General features: G+C 56.6%; 20 protein-coding genes and 1 pseudogene. 12 read left to right on the top strand and 9 right to left on the bottom strand.

From position 1 onward, the window contains the following. Positions 1–106: 106 nt before the first annotated feature. The 4 genes from LOY67_RS04775 to LOY67_RS04760 form a co-directional block, all read right to left on the bottom strand. Positions 107–2,653 (bottom strand): ATP-binding protein, encoded by a 2,547-nt coding sequence (locus LOY67_RS04775; protein ID WP_265066168.1) that lies wholly within the window; start codon positions 2,651–2,653, stop codon positions 107–109. Between the two features lie 220 nt (positions 2,654–2,873). Then, entirely contained in the window at positions 2,874–3,317 is a 444-nt protein-coding gene (locus tag LOY67_RS04770) for a hypothetical protein (RefSeq protein WP_265066167.1), read from the bottom strand. A gap of 237 nt (positions 3,318–3,554) precedes the next feature. Beyond that, positions 3,555–3,914, bottom strand: a complete 360-nt coding sequence (locus LOY67_RS04765; RefSeq protein WP_265066166.1) for a DUF6124 family protein — start codon at positions 3,912–3,914, stop codon at positions 3,555–3,557. A gap of 498 nt (positions 3,915–4,412) precedes the next feature. Then, positions 4,413–4,979 (bottom strand): helix-turn-helix domain-containing protein, encoded by a 567-nt coding sequence (locus LOY67_RS04760; protein ID WP_265066165.1) that lies wholly within the window; start codon positions 4,977–4,979, stop codon positions 4,413–4,415. A gap of 150 nt (positions 4,980–5,129) precedes the next feature. Here LOY67_RS04760 and LOY67_RS04755 point away from each other — a divergent pair, with 150 nt between their 5' ends. The 3 genes from LOY67_RS04755 to LOY67_RS04745 all read left to right on the top strand — a co-directional run bounded on the left by LOY67_RS04755 (position 5,130) and on the right by LOY67_RS04745 (position 7,196). Next, positions 5,130–5,912: an aldolase gene (locus tag LOY67_RS04755; RefSeq protein ID WP_024777027.1), complete on the top strand. Its 783-nt coding sequence runs from the start codon at positions 5,130–5,132 to the stop codon at positions 5,910–5,912. A 19-nt stretch (positions 5,913–5,931) separates the two neighbouring features. After that, on the top strand, positions 5,932–6,816 hold the full coding sequence (locus LOY67_RS04750; RefSeq protein WP_265066164.1) for a dihydrodipicolinate synthase family protein: 885 nt from the start codon (positions 5,932–5,934) through the stop codon (positions 6,814–6,816). A gap of 95 nt (positions 6,817–6,911) precedes the next feature. Further along, a complete protein-coding gene (locus LOY67_RS04745; RefSeq protein WP_265066163.1) occupies positions 6,912–7,196 on the top strand; it encodes a Rho-binding antiterminator in 285 nt (94 codons plus the stop codon). Here LOY67_RS04745 and LOY67_RS04740 read toward each other — a convergent pair. Further along, complete coding sequence (locus tag LOY67_RS04740) at positions 7,193–7,468, bottom strand: DUF2442 domain-containing protein (protein ID WP_265066162.1); 276 nt, start codon at positions 7,466–7,468, stop codon at positions 7,193–7,195. The genes LOY67_RS04745 and LOY67_RS04740 overlap by 4 nt on opposite strands. A 345-nt stretch (positions 7,469–7,813) precedes the next feature. Between LOY67_RS04740 and LOY67_RS04735 the strand changes: the two genes are divergently transcribed. The 4 genes from LOY67_RS04735 to LOY67_RS04720 all read left to right on the top strand — a co-directional run bounded on the left by LOY67_RS04735 (position 7,814) and on the right by LOY67_RS04720 (position 10,124). Then, positions 7,814–8,068 carry a type II toxin-antitoxin system HicA family toxin gene (locus LOY67_RS04735; RefSeq protein WP_053192865.1) on the top strand — a complete coding sequence of 85 codons (255 nt, stop codon included), beginning with the start codon at positions 7,814–7,816 and terminating at the stop codon, positions 8,066–8,068. After that, entirely contained in the window at positions 8,065–8,397 is a 333-nt protein-coding gene (locus LOY67_RS04730) for a type II toxin-antitoxin system HicB family antitoxin (protein WP_265066161.1), read from the top strand. The genes LOY67_RS04735 and LOY67_RS04730 overlap by 4 nt, the downstream gene beginning before the upstream one ends. A gap of 589 nt (positions 8,398–8,986) precedes the next feature. Next, positions 8,987–9,514: a hypothetical protein gene (locus LOY67_RS04725; RefSeq protein ID WP_265066160.1), complete on the top strand. Its 528-nt coding sequence runs from the start codon at positions 8,987–8,989 to the stop codon at positions 9,512–9,514. Positions 9,515–9,719: 205 nt separating this feature from the next. Continuing rightward, positions 9,720–10,124 carry a hypothetical protein gene (locus tag LOY67_RS04720; protein WP_320110018.1) on the top strand — a complete coding sequence of 135 codons (405 nt, stop codon included), beginning with the start codon at positions 9,720–9,722 and terminating at the stop codon, positions 10,122–10,124. Between the two features lie 94 nt (positions 10,125–10,218). On the opposite strand, the gene LOY67_RS04715 is transcribed toward LOY67_RS04720, so the two are convergent. Continuing rightward, entirely contained in the window at positions 10,219–10,449 is a 231-nt protein-coding gene (locus LOY67_RS04715; RefSeq protein ID WP_265066158.1) for a DUF6429 family protein, read from the bottom strand. A 322-nt stretch (positions 10,450–10,771) separates the two neighbouring features. On the opposite strand from LOY67_RS04715, the pseudogene LOY67_RS04710 reads away from it, so the two are divergent. The 5 genes and pseudogenes from LOY67_RS04710 to LOY67_RS04690 all read left to right on the top strand — a co-directional run. Continuing rightward, positions 10,772–10,927: pseudogene (locus tag LOY67_RS04710) on the top strand (toxin); the annotation flags it as partial. A gap of 18 nt (positions 10,928–10,945) precedes the next feature. Beyond that, the gene (locus LOY67_RS04705) at positions 10,946–11,065 is read left to right on the top strand and encodes a colicin E3/pyocin S6 family cytotoxin (protein ID WP_265066157.1); all 120 of its coding nucleotides are present in this window, start codon (positions 10,946–10,948) and stop codon (positions 11,063–11,065) included. Between the two features lie 18 nt (positions 11,066–11,083). Beyond that, on the top strand, positions 11,084–11,338 hold the full coding sequence (locus LOY67_RS04700; RefSeq protein ID WP_265066156.1) for a cloacin immunity family protein: 255 nt from the start codon (positions 11,084–11,086) through the stop codon (positions 11,336–11,338). A gap of 66 nt (positions 11,339–11,404) precedes the next feature. After that, positions 11,405–11,653 (top strand): pyocin S6 family toxin immunity protein, encoded by a 249-nt coding sequence (locus tag LOY67_RS04695; RefSeq protein WP_265066155.1) that lies wholly within the window; start codon positions 11,405–11,407, stop codon positions 11,651–11,653. A gap of 310 nt (positions 11,654–11,963) precedes the next feature. After that, the gene (locus LOY67_RS04690; protein ID WP_265066154.1) at positions 11,964–13,049 is read left to right on the top strand and encodes a sensor domain-containing diguanylate cyclase; all 1,086 of its coding nucleotides are present in this window, start codon (positions 11,964–11,966) and stop codon (positions 13,047–13,049) included. Here LOY67_RS04690 and LOY67_RS04685 read toward each other — a convergent pair. Genes LOY67_RS04685 through LOY67_RS04675 form a run of 3 tightly spaced genes read right to left on the bottom strand, consistent with a single transcriptional unit; the run spans position 13,033 to position 18,642 of the window. Further along, on the bottom strand, positions 13,033–15,408 hold the full coding sequence (locus LOY67_RS04685; RefSeq protein ID WP_265066153.1) for a TonB-dependent receptor: 2,376 nt from the start codon (positions 15,406–15,408) through the stop codon (positions 13,033–13,035). The genes LOY67_RS04690 and LOY67_RS04685 overlap by 17 nt on opposite strands. A gap of 1 nt (position 15,409) precedes the next feature. Further along, entirely contained in the window at positions 15,410–17,812 is a 2,403-nt protein-coding gene (locus LOY67_RS04680) for a hybrid sensor histidine kinase/response regulator (protein WP_265066152.1), read from the bottom strand. Continuing rightward, positions 17,812–18,642: a DNA-binding response regulator gene (locus LOY67_RS04675; protein ID WP_265066151.1), complete on the bottom strand. Its 831-nt coding sequence runs from the start codon at positions 18,640–18,642 to the stop codon at positions 17,812–17,814. The genes LOY67_RS04680 and LOY67_RS04675 overlap by 1 nt, the downstream gene beginning before the upstream one ends. Positions 18,643–18,855: the final 213 nt, after the last annotated feature.

Raw genomic sequence — 18,855 nt, 5'->3', positions numbered from 1 at the left:
GAAAAAGGGGGGCGGCCAAAGAAATAATTCCGTTCCCTTTTCCCTTTCCCAGTCCCCTCTTCCACTTCTTTTCCACTTACTTATCAGTTCGAAAAGCTCATCTCAGTTAAGCGGCTTTAATTCTTCGCTTTAGCTCCGGAATCAAATCGGTTTCTCCAGGTCTCATTGTTTGGGCAAAGTCCAGTGCATTAAGTGATTGGGTCCGAGTAGAGTCGCACAAAGCAATTGTATCAAGTCGGTACTTAATTCCAGACTTATTAGAAGCCAAATGCTCCGCTCCTCTCTGGAAAAACTCGGTCAATCTGAAAAGAGTAGCGCGCCTTACGTCCTTCCTCTGTGTCATACGTATAACATTTTGCGCCATATCAAAATAATTCACTGCGGACTCATCAAGCTTTTTACCCTGACGTGCAATTAAATCATGAATCTCAAACAACAAATCCTTAACTTCTACATGTTCAGTTTGCGGCAATAATGGAAGCGCACTATAGGCCGAGTCCGCCGACTGATTTAAACACTTAAGAGACATATCAATTATCCCAGAGCCTTCGTAATCTTTGGCGACACCAATTAAAGCAACAGATCTCTTCATCATCCAATAACCGGACCGTACCGAGTTCCCTTCAATAGCCAAATTAGCTACCGCAAGAGCCCCAACCCAGTGTTTTAATACAATTTCCGTTTCATACCACAAATCAAATAAAAGAGGTTTTCTAACGTTTCCCTCATAAGCTTTCTGCAGCACCCGACGCGCATCATGGTATCGTGGTTTTTCTTCCGACAAGAAGCATCGCCCCTGCATCAAATAAAGATCAGGATGATACTTACTACGTCGTTGCGCAGACATAACTGTTGTTAGAGCACTCTCGACATTATTTGCACGTAAAAAAGCCGTCGCCTCATTTATAGCGTTTCCAACTAGGTTATTTTTCGTTGGGACGCCCTTCAAATCCGGGGCTTTCCGGAGTTTTGTGACTGCCCCCTGAAATGCGGCGTGATCTGGTACTAACACCTCTTTATTCTGAACAACCAAACTCGCAACGGTATCAAGTACCTCATAACGGGGCTCGCCACCAATCCGCGGCGCAGAAACCAGAAATAACGAGGACAGCTCATCTAAACACTCACTTAACGTTTCATCTGTATAATGAGTCGCTTGACGAAGTTCCGTGAGCGAACAACTGTGTAAAATCGAAACAGCCAAAAGCACCCTTTTACTTTCAGATGTCAACGAGGAAATTTCGCGCTTTAGCGCAGCCGATCTAGCCTCAACACCCTTTTTATCACGCCATTCTGTTGTAGCAGACTTAGTTGATTGCCCCCTTCTAATAAGGCGGTAAAGAGACTCAGTAAAGAGCGGGGAGCCATGCGTAGTATCGTACAACAACTCCATCTCTTTCAAACTTAACTCTGGCCCTTTAAAGCGCTCCGATAGCAATCTCACATAGTCAGAGTAGTCATCCCCCTTTAGCCCCTCAATTTCTAGCGCTAAGTCAGGAGAATAAATTGGATTCATACGAGTTGTAAGTAAAAAGCGAGATTCGGTACTACTAAATTGCATTGCCAGCTCAAGAACCCGACGCTGATCATCTTTCGAAAGAGAATCAACATCATCAACTACCACTAGAGTGGGAAATACCGTTAAGGCATTTTTCAAGAAACGACGCAGTAACATTTCGTCTGCACCATCTATTTCATCCTCAGAAATAGCGGACTCTAGACAAAGCCGTTCAACAAGTGTGCGATAACACGCATAATGCGTCTCAGGCACTGCTAAGTACTTATCCGCATCAGCAACAAATTGTTCCTTTTTTGCTGTAAGCCAAAGAACTCGCTGTATACCGACTGGGGCGGTAATGCAAACCTGTTGTGAAAACTCATAAGCAATGGACGTTTTCCCCAAGCCGCCTTCACCTGCAAGGACTCTTACACAAGAAAACTCATCCGCAAACCACTGCCACAACAATTCAATTACTGCTTTCTGACCAATAAACCTCGGACATATAAAGTTTCTATCCGGAAGATTGTGTTCCAGATATTTTGCCTTCCTCTTAAGGTGATCTTGAACCGTTGTCAAATAACGACACGCTCTTTCACCAAATAGAAATGCTAAATCAGAACCTTCAGCAGGAACAGAATTATCTCCTAATCTTAAATAGGTTGCTCCTTTGTTGAAAGCTGGGCTACCTTTTTCGGAGGGGCCATTTTTACCAAAATAAGCTGGGGCTTGCTCAAGTCTTTTAGGAATATAGATGATCAGAACTGATTTCTGGTCTTCAAACGTATCTCCCCACGCCGCAATAGAGATATGGCTACCAACATATGAATAGATCTTATCTTTTAGTTGCTTTAAATCTAAAATATCGATATCACACCCTACCAGCTGAAACTCTTGCTCCGGAACGGTTTCCTTGACCCCAAATATCAAATACCCACCAAATGTATTATAAAAGGCCACAACATGCCGAATCAGTTTGGCCAGTGCAAAAGAGTCTGAAGGAAAAGACTCCTTGTAATCGATTATTTCGCACTCGATCGGAGCAAAATAGTTGCCAATTCGAATTGAATCAACAACAGACCTATTACAAGCACCGAGCTCAATATGTTTGGCAACTGCCACTTTGCAACTACCAATATTAAAATCCTCTTCCATGAAACTAATCCCCATCTGATTCATGTTCAGTCATAACGGACGCGATACTAAAATTAAAACTCGGCCCGGAAACCTGACAATATCGAAATGATATCACCCTGTCCAGACCCCAAATCAACAAAGGGGACAAATTTATTTAAAGAGAGGAAATCCCCGCATTCACGCCAGATCGCTATTAACTGCTACATATTGATCAACCAAACCAACACTCTTTCATCTCTTAAGATTTTGGTGGCGGCTGAATGTAGATCACTTGTTTATCCCGGCCGACCATCAAACCGATGATGAGACAGATCACACCCAGGAAAAAACCAACGAATCCTAAAAAGCCACTTACCAAAGTTCCGCCAATCGCGGCTCCTGCGGTTTCCGCCCCTGAATGAGCGCCACTAATATTGGTGGCTATATGGCTACCGGTAAAAACAATACCAGCCAAGGGGAGCATGAATGCAGCGATGCCCGAGGTGACCAAAAGTCGACGCCATGCCTTGCCAGCAGTGGGAGCGGAGACAGCTATTGCGAGTGCAAAAATCCATGTTATGAAGAAAACAATCGCGCCAGCCCCTCCACCAGCTCTCGGTGATGCCGCCCCGGCAATGGCGACAACTGTCGAAACAAGAATGGCTAATATCAACCCCAAGACCAACCCTGCAAGAATCTTCATCCTGAACTCCTGTTTGCACCACGCCGAATTTGTTCGTGAGGTATAGCAGCAAAACGCCACTGCTGCTCTGCGAAAATTTGTCACGCTTCCACTTGCAGGAGAAAAGCTCGCATGCATGGAGAATTCAGACCTCTTGGGGCCTCGGGTTTGCTGGGACGTTAAGCCTCTCGGGCACAAAAAAAGGCCTTGCTGGGCAAGACCTTTTTTCCAATCAAGGCAGCACGTAATACTGCTGCGTTACCTCACCTCAACAATATCCAAAGCCCGATTCGCCAACAGCTCACTCACCTCAATCACCTGCAAAATCCCCAACACAACCCGCCGCCTTGACCCATCCAGATCAAACGCCAAATCACTGATCATCGCATTCGCCGAAGCCAAATTCTCACTGAGATTCGCAAGCAAACACTCAGAATCAACCCCCGGATCAATCCGAAAAATAGAGTCGGTCTTGTCAGACGTTTCACCCTTAGGCTTGGGTTTCAGGTAGTAATCCAACGCTCGTGTGGCAGCGTCGTCGATTTTCTTGTTGCGGGCAGATTGGGCGCGGGACGTAGGTTCGTCTGCCGCAGGAGGATTCGGAGTAACTTTTACCATCGTCTTGCTTCCTGTAGTAGGAGCCATCACCCACTCGCTGCTAAACGATGGGAGGCAGCTGTACGCAGGTTAGCAGACCGGGGAAACAAGAAACCGGCGCGTCCGGGGACGCCCTGCGCACAGCCACCATCAAGTGCAGGATGGGGAATCCTGACTGGATGACGCCTTGCACAACCTGTTTCACCACGAGCTGCTAAACCCGATCACTGACCATCAGTGACAGGTCCAAAACTACCGACGCAACCCCAGGCGCACAAGCCGGCGGATTCTGGCGTAGTTGTAGGCAAAGGCGCAAGGCGCTGTGGCTTGGCGAACCTTCGTCGCTGGTGTCTGTCGGTCTTTACTGACAGACGTCACTCGACTGGTCCGGGCAGGTGTTCGATGCCGTTCAGTTGAGGTTGTCGGAAGATCGGTAGCGAGGGTTCATAGGAGGGGGCTGCTGCGCAGCCCAGCGGGAGCAAGCTCCCTCGCCACGTTGGTTACCTGCGATTGGAGCCGCTAGGCGCCCTCGCCCTTCTCCCCCGCCTCATCGCTATGCACCACCACCAACAACTGCGCCTGAACATCCCCCACCGAACGCAGCCGATGGGGCTTCTGCGCATTGAAATGCAAGGCATCACCGCGATTCAGCAGCACGCGCTCGTTCATGAAATCCACTTCCACCTGCCCCTCATGCACGAACAGGAACTCCTCCCCCGTGTGTTCCTTGAACGCGTGGTGCGCGGTGAATTCGGTCGCGGGATAGAGGATGAAGGGCAACAGACTGCGCTCGGAGACCTGATGGGCCAGCACCGCGTATTCGGAACTGCCGCTGCTCGACGCCAGCGAGCGCCGGTCTTCACTGCGCACCAGGCTGTAGCTGTCGAGGGAGACGTTTTCCTCAGAGAACAATTCCTCGACGTTCACATTCAGCGCCTTGGCGAGCTTGAGCGCGGTGGCGATGGAGGGCGTGCTCAGCCCGCGCTCCACCTTGGACAGGTAGCTCTTGGTCATCGCGGTTTTTTCAGCCAGGACGTCCAGTGTCATCCCGAGTTTTTTCCTGAGCAATTTCAAGCGAATAGACATAGGTAACCAACATTTCCTGGGAAACGGACAATCAAAGGTTGCAAATGACACTTTGTGTCATATAGTATTTTTTGTGTCATTAGCACCTTCCTTTCACAGCTTCCATGACGCGGATCAAGAACGGTCAAAGAACGAATCAGGAGAACGGATATGAGCAAGACACTGGCGACGCCCAAGGACCAGTTGGTCCAGCACGCTGTTAACCAGATGCAAAAATCACTGCCGGATAATACGTGGACTGTACGACAAAAGCTGGCCCTGACCTGCCGCATCCTGTTCGAAAACGGTCATGACTCGGGCCTGGCCGGGCAGATCACTGCGCGCGGGCCGCAACCGGGCACCTACTACACCCAGCAATTGGGCCTGGGCTTCGACGAAATTACCGCCGGCAACCTGCTGCTGATCAATGAAGACCTGGAGGTGCTGGAGGGCCACGGTATTCCCAACCCGGCCAACCGCTTTCACACCTGGGTCTACCGCGCCCGGCCGGATGTGAATTGCATCATCCACACCCACCCGACCCACATCGCCGCGCTGTCGATGCTGGAGGTGCCCTTGCAGATTTCCCACATGGACCTCTGCCCGCTCTACGAAGACTGCGCGTTCCTGGAGGGCTGGCCGGGTGTGCCGGTGGGCAATGAGGAAGGCGAATTGATCGCCGGCGCCTTAGGCGACAAGCGCGCCATCCTGCTTTCCCACCACGGCCAGTTGTCCACCGGTGCCACCGTGGAGGAAGCCTGCAACATCGCCCAACTGATCGAACGCGCCGCGAAGCTGCAACTGCTGGCCATGGCCGCCGGCGAGGTGAAACCGATCCTGCCGCACCTGGGTCGCGAAGCCCACGACTGGATCGCCCGCCCCAAGCGTCATGCGGCCGCCTTCAACTACTACGCCCGGCAGAACCTGCGCCAACACGCCGATTGCCTGAACTGAACCCATTAGGAGCCACGCCATGTCTACCAATATCCACGGCATCATCGGTTACACCATCACGCCCTTCTCCGCCGACGGCCAAGGCTTGGACCTGGACGCACTGGGCCAGTCCATCGACCGCCTGATCGACAGCGGCGTCCACGCCATCGCGCCTTTGGGCAGCACCGGCGAGGGCGCTTACCTGAGCGATGCGGAGTGGGATCAGGTCAGCGAGTTCAGCATTGCCCGCGTCGCCGGCCGGGTGCCGACGGTGGTCAGCGTGTCGGACCTGACCACCGCCAAGGCGGTACGCCGCGCACGCTTTGCCCAAGCGAAGGGCGCCGATGCGGTGATGGTATTGCCTGCCTCTTACTGGAAACTGAGCGAGGCGGAAATCCTCGCGCACTACCAGGCCATCGGCGCCAGCATCGACCTGCCCATCATGCTCTACAACAACCCGGCCACCAGCGGCATCGACATGTCCGTGGAGCTGATCCTGAGGATTTTCAACGCGGTGGCGAACGTCACCATGGTCAAGGAGAGCACCGGCGACATCCAGCGCATGCACAAGCTGCAGCTGTTGGGCGAGGGCCAGGTGCCGTTCTACAACGGTTGCAACCCACTGGCTCTGGAAGCCTTCGCGGCCGGCGCCAAAGGCTGGTGCACCGCAGCACCGAACCTGATCCCGCAGCTCAACCTCGACCTGTATGACGCCGTACTGGCCAACGACCTGGACCGGGCCCGGGCGCTGTTCTATCGTCAATTGCCGCTGCTGGATTTCATCCTCAAGGGCGGCTTGCCGGCTACCATCAAGGCGGGTCTATGCAGCCTGGGCCTGGAAGTGGGCGATCCTCGCTTGCCGGTGTTCCCACTCGACGAGGCGCGCATTAACCAGCTGCAGACGATGTTGAATCAACTGCGCTGAATCGCGCTGGGCCCTTGCGACCAACAGGTGGCTCATCCTGTTCGGTCGCTGTCGTCCTAATGGGAGAGCGCCGCCATGGCCACCGAGGTCATGAGATGAAGACCTATCAACCCTTGAACTGCGACTTGCATGACTACCTGGAGATCGCCTGCCTCTACGGCTACACGCTGGACATCGAACTGACTGACGGCCAACACCTGACAGCCCGTGCGATCACCACGCGTACAGCTCGCACGCGGGAGGAGTTTCTTGAGGTTGAAACCGCGGAGGGTCGCCGGGAGATACGTTTGGATCACTTGTTGGCGATTACGCCGCGGGATGAGCACGCCAGGTTTGGACGGGTTGTGCTGGCACTAGGTGACCAGCCTTTGGACGCTTAGCTAGGCATCACCTCACCGGCCTGTTCCAACGCCAACCGGTGCAAGGTAACAGCGGCGAGTTCAAGCTCATCACCCCAGCTCACATCGAAACCCCATTCGCCCAATTGGGCGGTGGCGAACAGCGACAGGTCTTCCAAGGGGTTGAGCGCCGGAAATTGGCGAACGTGTTCGCGCAGGTCCACGTCGTAGCGCTTACCGTTGACGAACTCCACCTGCAAGGCATGTTTGCCAGGGGCAGGTTTCACGCTTTTTATTTTCGCTTTGCTGATCATCAGTCAGCTCCTCCGGAAGATGTTGCTGCGGGTTCGTCCTGAAGTGCGTACCGCCGCTACTATTGCAACCCAAGCCTTCGGCCAATGGGTCACGACCGCTCACTGATGAGCCGCGACAGGACTCAAACTACCGGCGAGGTCCAAGGCGCACAAGCCGGCGGATTCTGGCGTAGTTGTAGGCAAAGGCGAAGGCGATGTCGGCTGTCAGCTTTGGAGATAGGATCTGATCGCCCCGCTGGGGTCGGCCTATGCTGCCGTCCCCGAACCTGGGCATAGCCCCTCATCAGGCTTCAATGGCGCTGGACTGGCTGGATAGTGCTATCTTCTTTTGATAGCATGCCCAACATGAAGAACAGACACCGAAAGACCCTTGACGCGATCTACCGAACGCCAACCAGCGCGGCGATAGTGTTTGCTGACATCGAGGCATTGGTCATTCATCTGGGCGGCCAAGTGTTGGAACGCGAAGGCTCGCGGGTCAAGCTCGTGTTACGAGAGGCCCAGTGGCGCTGCCATCGGCCGCACCCTGGAAAAGAAGCCAAGAAATATCAGGTAGAAGAAGCTCGCGAATTTCTCCAGCGAGCAGGAGTTGAGCTATGAATAGCATGACCTATAAGGGCTATACCGCCCGAGTTGAGTTTGACGAGCGTGACGACATCTTCGTCGGTCGAGTTCTGGGCGTGCGTGACATCATCAGCTTTCACGCCGACTCGGTGACGCAGTTGCGTGCCGAGTTTGCCAGTGCTGTTGAGGATTATCTGTCGGACTGTGCCGAGCAAGGCGTCAGCCCTGAGAAGCCTGCTTCAGGGAAGGTGATGCTGCGCATTCGTCCTGAAGTTCATGCCGCCGCTACCATTGCCGCTCAAACCGCTGGAAAAAGCTTGAACCAATGGGCTGATGAGGTATTTGAGCGCGCAGCGCACGTCTGACGGCCGGTGTCGGTGATACAGGGTTTGGTGTAATTTTGACCATAGCCTTAGCTCTCTTTTGGGTGAGACTGCGACCCGCTCGCGACTAAACGATTGGGAGGCAGCTGTACGCAGGTTAGTCGACCGACGAGCTAAGAAATCGGCGCGCCCGAGGGCGCCCTGCGCACAGCCACCATCGAGCGCAGGAATTGGAGTACCTGACTGATGGACGCATAAGCGACTTAGCAACGACGGGCGACTAAACCCGATCACTGATGAGCAGTGACGGGACCCAAACTACCGACGCAACCCAAGGCGCACAAGCCGGCGGATTCTGGCGCAGTTGTAGGCAATGGCGCAAGGCGACGTGGGCTGGCGAGCCTCCGTTGCCAGCGTCTGTCGGTCTTTACCGACACGTCTCCACTTTGGCTGGCATACGTAAGTCGCATTGGGAGCAGACGGAGGGAAGTGCGTCGATTTTCGTGGTGGATGGTTTTCGGGAGCTGCTGCGCAATACCATGGGAACTTGTACCCCCGCCAGGGCTAGACTCCTGGATCAATGTCTAGCCGTCCCTTAACCAAACGTCAGGCCACACAACAGGAGACAAAATTGTTCGGACTATTCAAGAAGAAGGAACCACCCAAGGCGCCCTCAAAGCGGTTTCCTCCCGTGCCAGACTGGCAGCCGTCTATTGCACAGCCACTCGATCTGATCATCGATCGGATTCGGCACTACACAGATGGCGAACGTGACTTTGCAGTATTCAACAACGGCACCGCAGTGATCCTCCCAAACGGCCTTTCCGATGAGCAAGCAGTGAGTCATGCCACCGAGTCGCTGCACAAGGTATTTCATGCGCACCCCGACATGCACCCCTTGGCCATGAAAGACGGAAACATCTTGGTGCGCTATAACCACGACGTACTAAACGTCGTCCTGAGCGAAGTCACTACCGCAAACTGGCAAGAAATTGAGCAGCAGCACCAACGCGCAATTGCCACGGATGAAGTTCTCATTACACCACTTGGGCACAACAGGTTCGATGAGTTTGGAATGAAAGCACTCTTTGGTAGGTGCTTCATGTTCATGGATGCCCAGGCACCCAAGGTGGTCCGAATTGCGCGCAGTGCGGCCTGACACCATCGAGAGGACCTGCCCAGCGATTGCTCAAGGATAGTTACCCGCAGTGGGAGCGACGGAACAGTCGAGCGTCTGTCTATCGTGTCACTGAAGCCGTCTGACACAATTGCAAGTCGCGGCGTGCTGATGGTGTGATGCATAACTGCCACCCTATAATCCGCAGCCGCAACCCTTCAGGAATCTCATCACTATGGAAGCGAATATGCCGCAGCCTTGGTACAACACACGTCCAGCCCCAGTCTTCATGACTGTCTTTTACTGTTTCATCGTCCTGATCCAGGCTGGCGTTTGGGTGGTAGAAGCAGGCTTCGAGCAGGTCCGCTTTGGTGAAATTTCTATCCTGGTGTTTCTCAATATCTGCGCGGTAGCGCTGCTGATGTTCGTCGGAGGCTTGCTGCTGTTATCCAGGAAAAAGAGTAGCTCGTTGTGCTTCATTCTTGCCTTGGGATTAGGTGTGGTGTTTTCCCTCACCCGGATGCACAGCAACTCTATCGTCCACCTGCTCACGCTCCCGATGTTCAAAGAATATGCCGTGGTTTTCGGCATATGGGTGTACAGCTTGCAACTGCGCACAGCCGGTTACTTTTCCGAGCAACCTGTCAGCTAGCCGTCTCGCCCCACGTCGAACCCCAGATTGCTGATTTGGCTTTCGACATGGTTTGCCGTGGCTTTCTGGCGAACGATCACGAGGCGACGTCCCCTCAACTCTCTTTCCCAAACAAGCGGTCGGCAATCTGCCGACCTCGCTCCAGCCCTTCTGTCGTCAACCAGACCGATTTGTTCTTGTTTACCGGATCGCTGATAAAGCCCTGTTCATGCAATCGGTTCATGACTTCGAAATCGAAACCTTTCCAGGCGTTGCCCTTGTCGAAGCTGAAGGTTGCCAACAGGGCAAGCACAGCTTCTTCAATCAGAGTGTCGTCGTAGTCCATGGTCGCTGCTCCGCTTGTGTTTGATTGGTAGCGCCGGTTTTATGCGTGGCGCTTCTTGAAGCCTATCTGCTCAGAGAGAAGCTGAAGTTTAGCTATTCGGCGCGGCTTTGCGGCGTACTACGTTTGGATGGTTTGGGGCTACTACGCAGCCCAGCAGGGCGGTGTGACGTTTAGCTAAATCCCCTCGCCACAGGTTGGTGGCTTCCCGCCTTTACCAGCATTTAGGAAAACGGAACAATCATTCCAAGAAACCTCCTACAACTCCCCCCTCAGCTCCTGCGTTAGCGTCCGTCCTGCCTTTATTGACGAGACTCACTACGTCGTGACACGCAAACAAGACATACCCCAGCTCCGAAACCCACCCGGCGGTGACGGGCATTACGTCACTTATCGGGACATGAGCGCCAGCGAACTGGCCGAGCGCGAAAGCCGCCAGCGGGCTTATGAAGCCATGCTTGCCCGGCAAGCAGTCTATAAGTGAGAGCGAGGGACCACGGTGGACAATTCTTCACATGACGAATTGGAAACCTATCGCTCAAGTGATGGAAGCCATCTGGGGGCATTCGATCATATTACTGGCGAACAGACAGAAGCCCCCCCAAAAACCGTAATATAAAAAATTTGTGAGTATCACATGGGACTCAAACTAAGACTTGAATGGTTTAGCAAACAGACCGAATCCTACGAAGGAGAAGAGTATTCAAAAGACTTGGGCGAGGACGGCACTGTCATGGAAGCCCTAGGAATTCCATTCGAAAACAACATAAATAACGGAGGCTTTAATGTTCCCCAAGAATGGGTAAAGATTCTCCAATCTTATTTTCAGCATCCCATTGATTGCTCCAGCTATATCTATCAAGCCTCCTTCGATTATCGAGACAGTTGGTAGCTACAGGAAGAGCAGCCAGTAAAAAATCAACCTGCCTTTTGCCCTTGGGACACAAAGCGAAATGACATGCCTTACTTTTCTATGACAGGCTTTCACCCAGACGACAAAAAAGATGACTCAATACAATTCGAAACACACATAAAAAATCCCGAGCAAAATGAAGCGCTAGCTCAGCTGACTGAAGCGAAACCATTCAATGAAATTGAACCTGGAGAGCTGGAGATAACAGAAGAACAGCTCAGAGAAATTGAAAAAATCCTGGATATAAAATTTCCTGTTGGACTGGAATATTACATCGGAACCAGCGCTGACTAAGCTTCAACGGAAACCCGTCTATCCAGTGCATCAAAACCTGCCGGGTGTTATCTCCAAGCGAATTGCTTGGATGGCTCGGGGCTGCTGCGCAGCCCTGCGGGGATAAATCCCCTCGCCACAGGTTGGGGGGCTTCCTGGGTGACGGGTTGTAGCTCAGCGGTAGCCGCTTCCTCAACCTGCACAGCAAAAATCTTCGTTCCATCCCTTCCCGCAAAGCTCCCATCCGCTCCAGCAAAGTCCCCGGCAAATGCGTCCCCCGATAATGCCCACTTCGCGTGCACTCCCCTTACCCGCCAGCACCGTGCCCCCCATGAACCTACGCACCTTCATCCGTAGCCACTGCCTCAATTCCAGGCTCGCCACGAATGCGCTGATCCGCCTGCATCGGGCACTGTCCTTGCTGGCCGGTTTTTTGTCGCAACGGGGTTTTGATTCCGCGCGGTGGCCGGCTGCCCGTGACGAGGGCGCTCCGGATAGAGGGGGCAATTTCATTTGCCCGGAGTTGGCCGCTACCGTGTTCAGCCATGCACGGGAGGGGGTCATGATTGTTGACCCGTATGGTCGAATCATCGGCGTGAACGAGGCGTTTACGCGGCTCACCGGCTACGGGCAAGACGAAGTGCAGGGCCGGGAGTTGAATTCCCATCGCATGGTGCGGCGGCTCGCGGCGTTTTATGCGCCGATGAAAAACGCGCTGGATTTCCACGGGCATTGGTCCGGGGAAGTCCAAAGCAGCCATAAGGATGGCCGGGAGATGACGTCGCGCATCAGCATCAGTGCGGTGCATGACCGTCACGGCAATGTTCAGCATTACGTGGCGCTGTTCAGCGACATGACGCAGATAAGGCAGCGTCTGCAGTTGCTGGAGCGTGACGCTCGTTTTGACGCGCTCACGCAATTGCCCAATCGGCTGCTGTTGGCCGAGCGGATGCGCCAGGCATTGGGCAAGGCGCGTATCCAGCAACATAAAGTCGCCATCGCGTTTATTGACCTGGATGGGTTCAAGGCGCTTAACGACAGTTACGGGCATGATTGGGGTGATCGGGTGTTGCAGATTGTCGCGGCGCGGATCAACGCGACGCTGCGTGAGTGCGACACCCTGGCGCGGCTGGGTGGCGATGAGTTTGTCGCCGGGTTGATAGACCTACAAAGCGAGGAAGACAGCGAGCCGTTGCTCAGGCGCATGCTGCACGCGGCCAGCGCGCCCATCCTGATCGGTGCGCAAACGGTGGAGATGGCCGCCAGTATCGGTGTGGCGTTTTTCCCCGAACATGGGCAGGAGGTGGATACGCTGATCAGCAAAGCGGACCAGGCGATGTACTTGTCGAAAAAGGCCGGCGGCAACCGACTGGCGTTTTGTCCGACTCGCTTTATTTCGCTCAATAACGAAACCTGAGGGTGGTGCCGAGGGTTCTTTCGCTGCCGAGCTGCACGCCGTAGTCACCGGCGCCCAGCAGTGAATAAACGGCGGTGATGTAGTGACGGTCGAAGACGTTGCGCACCCAACCCTCCACTTCCCACCCACGGTTCCGGCTGCGCAACCCCAGGCGCAGGTTGGTGAGGCCGTAGCTGGGCTGATAGCTGCCTTCGCCGCCTTCGAGGGTGCCGTAGTAGCCGGTCCGGAAGCTGTAGTCGACGCCACTATAGACTTCCAGCCCGTATGGCAGCGGATGGGAAAGGTCCAGGCCGCTGCTGAGGTTCCATTCCGGCGCGTTGTAGAGGCGGTCGCCGCTGAGGTCGCAGCTCCATTGGCCCGAGGCCGGCGGGCACGGTGCGTTGGGGAAACTGCGATAGCGCGCATCGCTCCAGGCCAGGCCCAGGCGCCCGGTGAGTCGAGGAGCCAATTGCCAGGCTGAATCCATTTCGACACCGCGCAGGCGGACTTTGCCGACGTTAATCAGGTTATCGCGTAGCGGTGGCGCGAACACTGACGTCGCAGGGCTATAGGTGAGCGCCTGGTAGTTGTCGACATCGGTCTGGTAGAGGGCGAGGTCGAGCAGCGCACGCTCATCCCAGAAGCGTGTCTTCATGCCCAGTTCCAGCGACGTGGCGCGCTCCGGCTCGAAGGTGGGCTCGGCGAACGGGCCAACCACGTCGAAGTTGATGCCGCCAGCCTTGTAGCCACGGGACCAGCTGACGTAGCCCATCACGGCATCGCTGAAGCGGTAGCTGGCGCTGAGCAGGCCGGAAATGTTGTCTTCTTCGATCGAGTCCTCGCGGTCATAGTCGCGCCCAAGGGCGATGTCGCGCAGCAACTGACCACCGGCCTGGAAGGTCGGTGGCAGACCATTCAGCGAGGCCAGGTTGCTGACGTCGCGGGAGACCCAGCCGTCCTTGCGCTCCTGGCTATAGCGCAGGCCGCCAGTGAGTTCGAGGGGGTCAACGGGGCGCCAGGAAACCTGACCGAAGATGGCCCGGCTGTCGCCCTTCTGCTGGCCGCCATAATGTTGCCGGGCGTCCTCCAGGAGCCTGGCCGGCACCTGCCTTGGATCGGTAAAGGTGATGCCATAGAGTTTCTGCAGTTGCGCCAATTGGTCGCCGACGAACCAGGGCGCTGCGTCCTTGCCGAACTGGACGTCGATGTCACGATCAAGCCGCTGATGCAGGTAGTAGAACCCGGCGACATAATCGATGGACTCGCCGGCCGTGCCGGACAAGCGCCATTCCTGGCTGAACTGCCGGTGCCCCAGTTCCGTCTCGGACTGCGCCACCGACAACGCGGTGCTGTCGCCATCGCGCGTGGCGCGGTAGTCCCAGTCACGGTAGGCCGTGATGCTGGTCAAGCGCATCGCATCGTCCAGATCCCAGTTCAGTTCCAGGGAGACACCGTCCTGCAGGGTTTGCGGGTGCCCTGGTGCGTTGAGGCGCACTTCGCGTTGGTCAGGGTCGGGCTCCGCCAGCGGATAGCCAAGGAACTGCGCCCGCTTGCGCGTCTGCTGGCCGTAGTGATTGACCAGCAGCACGTTGCCGGCCTCGTTTTGCCGGGCATGGTCCGCGATCAGGCGTGCGCTGAAGTCTGTATTCGGCGTCCACAACAATTGCCCGCGCAGGCCTTGGCTGTCGGCGTCACCGAGACGGGCGCCGTCTTCCAGGTTTTTCACTTGCCCGTCTACCGAACGCTCGAAAACATTCAGCCGCCCGGCCAATACGTCGTCGCGTAGCGCACCGGAAACGGTGCCGCGGTATTCGCGTAAACCGTGCTCCCCGTAGCTGGCCTCAAGGTTGGCCTCGGGTATGAACGTCGGTTGACGGGTGATGATGTTCAGTGCGCCTGCGGTGGTGTTCTTGCCGAACAGGGTGCCCTGGGGCCCGCGCAGCACTTCGATGCGCTCGATGTCCATCAACTCCGCGAAGGCCATACCCTGGCGCGCCTGGTATACGCCATCGACGTAGGTGCCGACACTGCCCTCCAGGCCATCGTTGTAGGTAGTCGCACCGAACCCGCGCAGGCCGAAGCCGGCATAGCGGGCGTCATGCCCGGACACCACCAGCCCGGGCACACGCTGCTGGATGTCTTGCAGCGTGTGCAGGCTGGCCTTGTCCAGTTGCTCGCCGTAGAGGACGTTGATCGGGATCGGCACGCGCTGCGGATCCTCTTCACGGCGTCGAGCGGTCACCGTGGTTGCGTCGAGGACGAGAGGGCTGGGCGATACGCCGGACGTGCCCGGCGGTTGCGTTTGCTCGGCATTGACCGAAGCCCAAGGCAATGCCGATAGGCTGCCGAGCAACAGCAGTCGGTAACGCGGACCAAGCATGCTACTGCTCCCGAGCCATCGGGCGACCCACCGTGTCCGAGCCAACCAGTGCCTTGATCCATGCCAACAATTCGCGGCTGTCGGCGGGCTTGAGCAGTACGGCATCGAATGCCAGGTCCTGCGGATAGCCCTTCGGCCGGCGTGCCGGAATCGCCGAATAAAGCATCACCGGAAGATCGCACCAGCCATCGCGCACCTGCCGCAGCAGTTCCCAGCCGTCCATGCCGGGCATCATCTGGTCGCTGATCAACAGGTCGACCGGCTGTTGCGCCAGGCAGGCCAAGGCGTCTTCGCCGTTCGCTGCGGTGCTCACGTCAAACCCATAGCCGGCCAGCAGGTCGTACAGCCACTCGCTGTTCTGCTCGACATCATCCACCAGCAACACATGCTTGCCTTGGCCATCCAGGGGCTCGGCGTGGTTATCGACGATGCCGTTTTCAAGGTCATGTTCCTGGGCGCGCTTCAATTGCAGACGAAAACTGAAGCGGCTGCCGCCCTGCACGGTGGCCTGGGGTTCCAGTCGGCTGCCCATGCGCTCCAGCAGTTGAGTGACGATGGACAGGCCCAACCCGCTGCCTTCGTAGCGTTGCGCATTGCGGCCACGACGAAACGGTAGCAACAGTTGTTCGAGCTCTTGTGGATCAATGCCGATGCCGGTATCGATCACGCTGAAATTCAGCTCGACGCTGGCAGCGGTGGCTCCCGGGCACGCGCTCACTTCAAAGCGGACATGGCCGTGACGGGTGAATTTCGCTGCGTTCGCCATAAGGTTCATGAGGATCTGCCGAAGGCGTTTGAAGTCGGCCTCTACGAGCACCGGCAGGTCATGCGCGAGAACGGACTCAAAGGTATTGCCCTGCCGTGCAGCGAGAAACCCCGCCTCCTCTTCGATCTCCTTCAGGAATCCGTACAGATAGCCTGGCGCGAGGGTCAGTTGCATCTGCTCCAGCTCCCCACGAGAGAACTCGAGCATCTCGTCGATCAGCTCCAGTTGCTGGCGGGCATTGCGCTCGATCGTGGCCTGGTAGTCCCGGTTTGGCCCGGCGTGCAGCAGGCGCGCATAGTCGATGATGCGCACCAGCGGCGAGCGCAGGTCATGGCTGATACGAGCCATCAAGGCACTGCGTGCCGCCAGCAATTCGCGCAACTGCGCCGTGCGCAGCGCCACGCTGTTTTCCAGGCGCTCATGCTCGGCCTGGCGCTGTTGTTCGAGGCTGGACAGGGCGTGGTTTTCCCGGCGTCGGCTGCGGTTGACTTCGATAATCAGGGTACACACCAGCAAGGCCACACCCGGCAGGGTCGACGATAGGCTGTGTTTGCTTTGCGGCGACTGCCAGGGCAACTGTTCCTGGGGAAAAAAGTAGCGCATCAGCAATTGCCCAAGCAGCAGCCCCGGCACCAGCCACGCCATCCAGTGGTAGGTGAGCCTCTTGCGCCAGGCCATGAATAACGTGGCAAACAGCACACCATAGAAACTCAGGAGAGACAGCTGGATAAACTGCGCGCCCTGGACCGGATCGACCTGCAACCACCAGAGTCGGCCGAGGGCACACCCCAGCAGCGGCAGCCCATAGCTCCAGCCTACGACCCTGGGCAGCCGGGAAACCTGCAACAACACGCGCATGTAGGCAAGGAACAACGCGAATGCAATCACGCTGGCGAAGGACAGCAGCTCGCGCGTCCAGCCGAGCGCCGTGGGCCAGTAGATCAGGTAGCCGTTCACGATGCAGGTCAGCAGGATATAGCTCAATACCGCGCCCGCATTCACGGTCAACAAGCGGGACCGCAGGATCCAGCCGACGATCAGCCCGAACGGGACGACCAGCAGGACAATGCCCAGGGTGAGTCCATCGCTCAGGTAAGTCTGCTGCTGGGTCCGCAGCAAGGCCGGTTCGGACCACAGCTGCGGTTCCAGCAACATCTGGAAGCGGCTCGTCACCCGGACGAACAACGTGGTGCTCTGCCCTGCCGCCAGCGAGACCAGGAACGCAGGCTGACGTGCTGCCGGCTGAGGCCATTCGGCCAAGGGGTGGGCGGCTCCGGCATGGGCTCCACGCCAGTGTCCGTCTGCAGATTGATAGACGCGGATGTCTTCCAGGCGCGGCGCGCCGATCACCAGCAAGCGCGAACAGGTCACAGGGCTTGAATTGGTGAGTGGCAGTTTCAACCAGAATGCCGAGCGGCTATACGCTTGTGCCGGCCAACGCGGGGTGGCGGCGCTGAATCGCGCTTCGGGCAGTTGAGCAACGTCTTCCAGGCTCAACCTTGCCTGGGTGTCCTCGAAAACCTGCATCGCCGGCATCACGTCCAACGGATCGGCCTGGCAGATGTCCACGGGCGCCGCCCGCAACAGGCCGGCGGACAGCAACGTCAGCGCCAGCACCAGAATCCGTAGAAGGCGCATCAGGCCGACTCTGCATCAGTGATGCCCAGGGTTTGCTGGCGAAACTGACTGGGCGTCATGCCTATTCGCTGTCGGAAGGCCGTGGTGAAGTTGCAGGCATTGCGAAAGCCGATCAATTCGGCGACGTCTTGCACGCTCATGGCGCTTTCGGACAACAGCGCCTGGCCGCGACGCAGCCGCGCATCCCGAATGTAAGCGAACACGGTCAAGCCCAGATGCTCGCGAAATATCCGGGAAAGGCGTTTCTCATGGGTGCCGACCTTGTGCGCCAGTTGCACCAGGGAGGGCATGTCGTCGAGGTGCTGTTCGATCAGGCGCATCGCGGCGCGCAGCACGATTTCATCGCCTTCCGGCGCCGGCTCCGCCAGGCTGTCCAGGCCGGCCGGCGGCGCGCGCCAGGTCAATTGCAGGTGGATCTTGATACGCGCCAGCACTTCCTCGGGCGCGCAGGATTTGGGGATGTAATCGACCCCGCCAACGGTCAGCCCTTCCAGACGTTCCAAGGTGCTGTTGGCCGACGACAAAAACAGAATGGGGGTCTGTCGGGTCGACGGAGCCTCGCGCAGCAGCCGGCACAGGCTGAAACCGTCCATCTGCGGCATGTGCACATCCAGGACGATCAAGTCCGGACGCAATGCCAGTGCGCGCTGGTAGCCCTGGTGGGCATCGCTGGCCAGGGAAATGCGCCAGGGTTGCGCCTTCAGCAGGATGAGCGTGGCACGGAGATCCTCCGGGACATCGTCGATCAGCAGAATATGCGGCTGCGGGTCGGACGCCGCCGTCGCGCCTCCAGCCACAGTCGCCCTCCTTTCGTCTCGTCCGTCGTCCATTCGCTGCGTTCTCTTGTCGTGCTTTTGCCAACCCCACTGCGAAAGGCAAAGGTATCGCAAAGACAATCGAGGAGTCGGTAAAAATCGTTATACCGATAGCGGCAGGTGCGGCGAAGACTTGAAGAGCGCGGATCGTTCGGGATCGTCTCCCCGACTGCCAAGCGCCGATTCCCCATTTGCGTATCTAGCCAGATCAATAGCGCGTCGCGAATG

It is taken from the genome of Pseudomonas sp. B21-056, from assembly GCF_026016325.1.
Classification (GTDB): domain Bacteria; phylum Pseudomonadota; class Gammaproteobacteria; order Pseudomonadales; family Pseudomonadaceae; genus Aquipseudomonas.
Note: the sequence above shows the minus strand (reverse complement) of the source record. Positions and strands in the feature narration are given on the sequence as shown.

Excerpts from the sequence above, each read along its gene's own strand:
- LOY67_RS04775 (WP_265066168.1), bottom strand. The coding sequence starts at position 2,653 with ATGGAAGAGGATTTTAATATTGGTAGTTGCAAAGTGGCAGTTGCCAAA.
- LOY67_RS04770 (WP_265066167.1), bottom strand. The coding sequence starts at position 3,317 with ATGAAGATTCTTGCAGGGTTGGTCTTGGGGTTGATATTAGCCATTCTT.
- LOY67_RS04765 (WP_265066166.1), bottom strand. The coding sequence starts at position 3,914 with ATGGTAAAAGTTACTCCGAATCCTCCTGCGGCAGACGAACCTACGTCC.
- LOY67_RS04760 (WP_265066165.1), bottom strand. The coding sequence starts at position 4,979 with ATGTCTATTCGCTTGAAATTGCTCAGGAAAAAACTCGGGATGACACTG.
- LOY67_RS04755 (WP_024777027.1), top strand. The coding sequence starts at position 5,130 with ATGAGCAAGACACTGGCGACGCCCAAGGACCAGTTGGTCCAGCACGCT.
- LOY67_RS04750 (WP_265066164.1), top strand. The coding sequence starts at position 5,932 with ATGTCTACCAATATCCACGGCATCATCGGTTACACCATCACGCCCTTC.
- LOY67_RS04745 (WP_265066163.1), top strand. The coding sequence starts at position 6,912 with ATGAAGACCTATCAACCCTTGAACTGCGACTTGCATGACTACCTGGAG.
- LOY67_RS04740 (WP_265066162.1), bottom strand. The coding sequence starts at position 7,468 with ATGATCAGCAAAGCGAAAATAAAAAGCGTGAAACCTGCCCCTGGCAAA.
- LOY67_RS04735 (WP_053192865.1), top strand. The coding sequence starts at position 7,814 with ATGAAGAACAGACACCGAAAGACCCTTGACGCGATCTACCGAACGCCA.
- LOY67_RS04730 (WP_265066161.1), top strand. The coding sequence starts at position 8,065 with ATGAATAGCATGACCTATAAGGGCTATACCGCCCGAGTTGAGTTTGAC.
- LOY67_RS04720 (WP_320110018.1), top strand. The coding sequence starts at position 9,720 with ATGCCGCAGCCTTGGTACAACACACGTCCAGCCCCAGTCTTCATGACT.
- LOY67_RS04715 (WP_265066158.1), bottom strand. The coding sequence starts at position 10,449 with ATGGACTACGACGACACTCTGATTGAAGAAGCTGTGCTTGCCCTGTTG.
- LOY67_RS04700 (WP_265066156.1), top strand. The coding sequence starts at position 11,084 with ATGGGACTCAAACTAAGACTTGAATGGTTTAGCAAACAGACCGAATCC.
- LOY67_RS04695 (WP_265066155.1), top strand. The coding sequence starts at position 11,405 with ATGCCTTACTTTTCTATGACAGGCTTTCACCCAGACGACAAAAAAGAT.
- LOY67_RS04690 (WP_265066154.1), top strand. The coding sequence starts at position 11,964 with ATGAACCTACGCACCTTCATCCGTAGCCACTGCCTCAATTCCAGGCTC.
- LOY67_RS04685 (WP_265066153.1), bottom strand. The coding sequence starts at position 15,408 with ATGCTTGGTCCGCGTTACCGACTGCTGTTGCTCGGCAGCCTATCGGCA.
- LOY67_RS04680 (WP_265066152.1), bottom strand. The coding sequence starts at position 17,812 with ATGCGCCTTCTACGGATTCTGGTGCTGGCGCTGACGTTGCTGTCCGCC.
- LOY67_RS04675 (WP_265066151.1), bottom strand. The coding sequence starts at position 18,642 with ATGGACGACGGACGAGACGAAAGGAGGGCGACTGTGGCTGGAGGCGCG.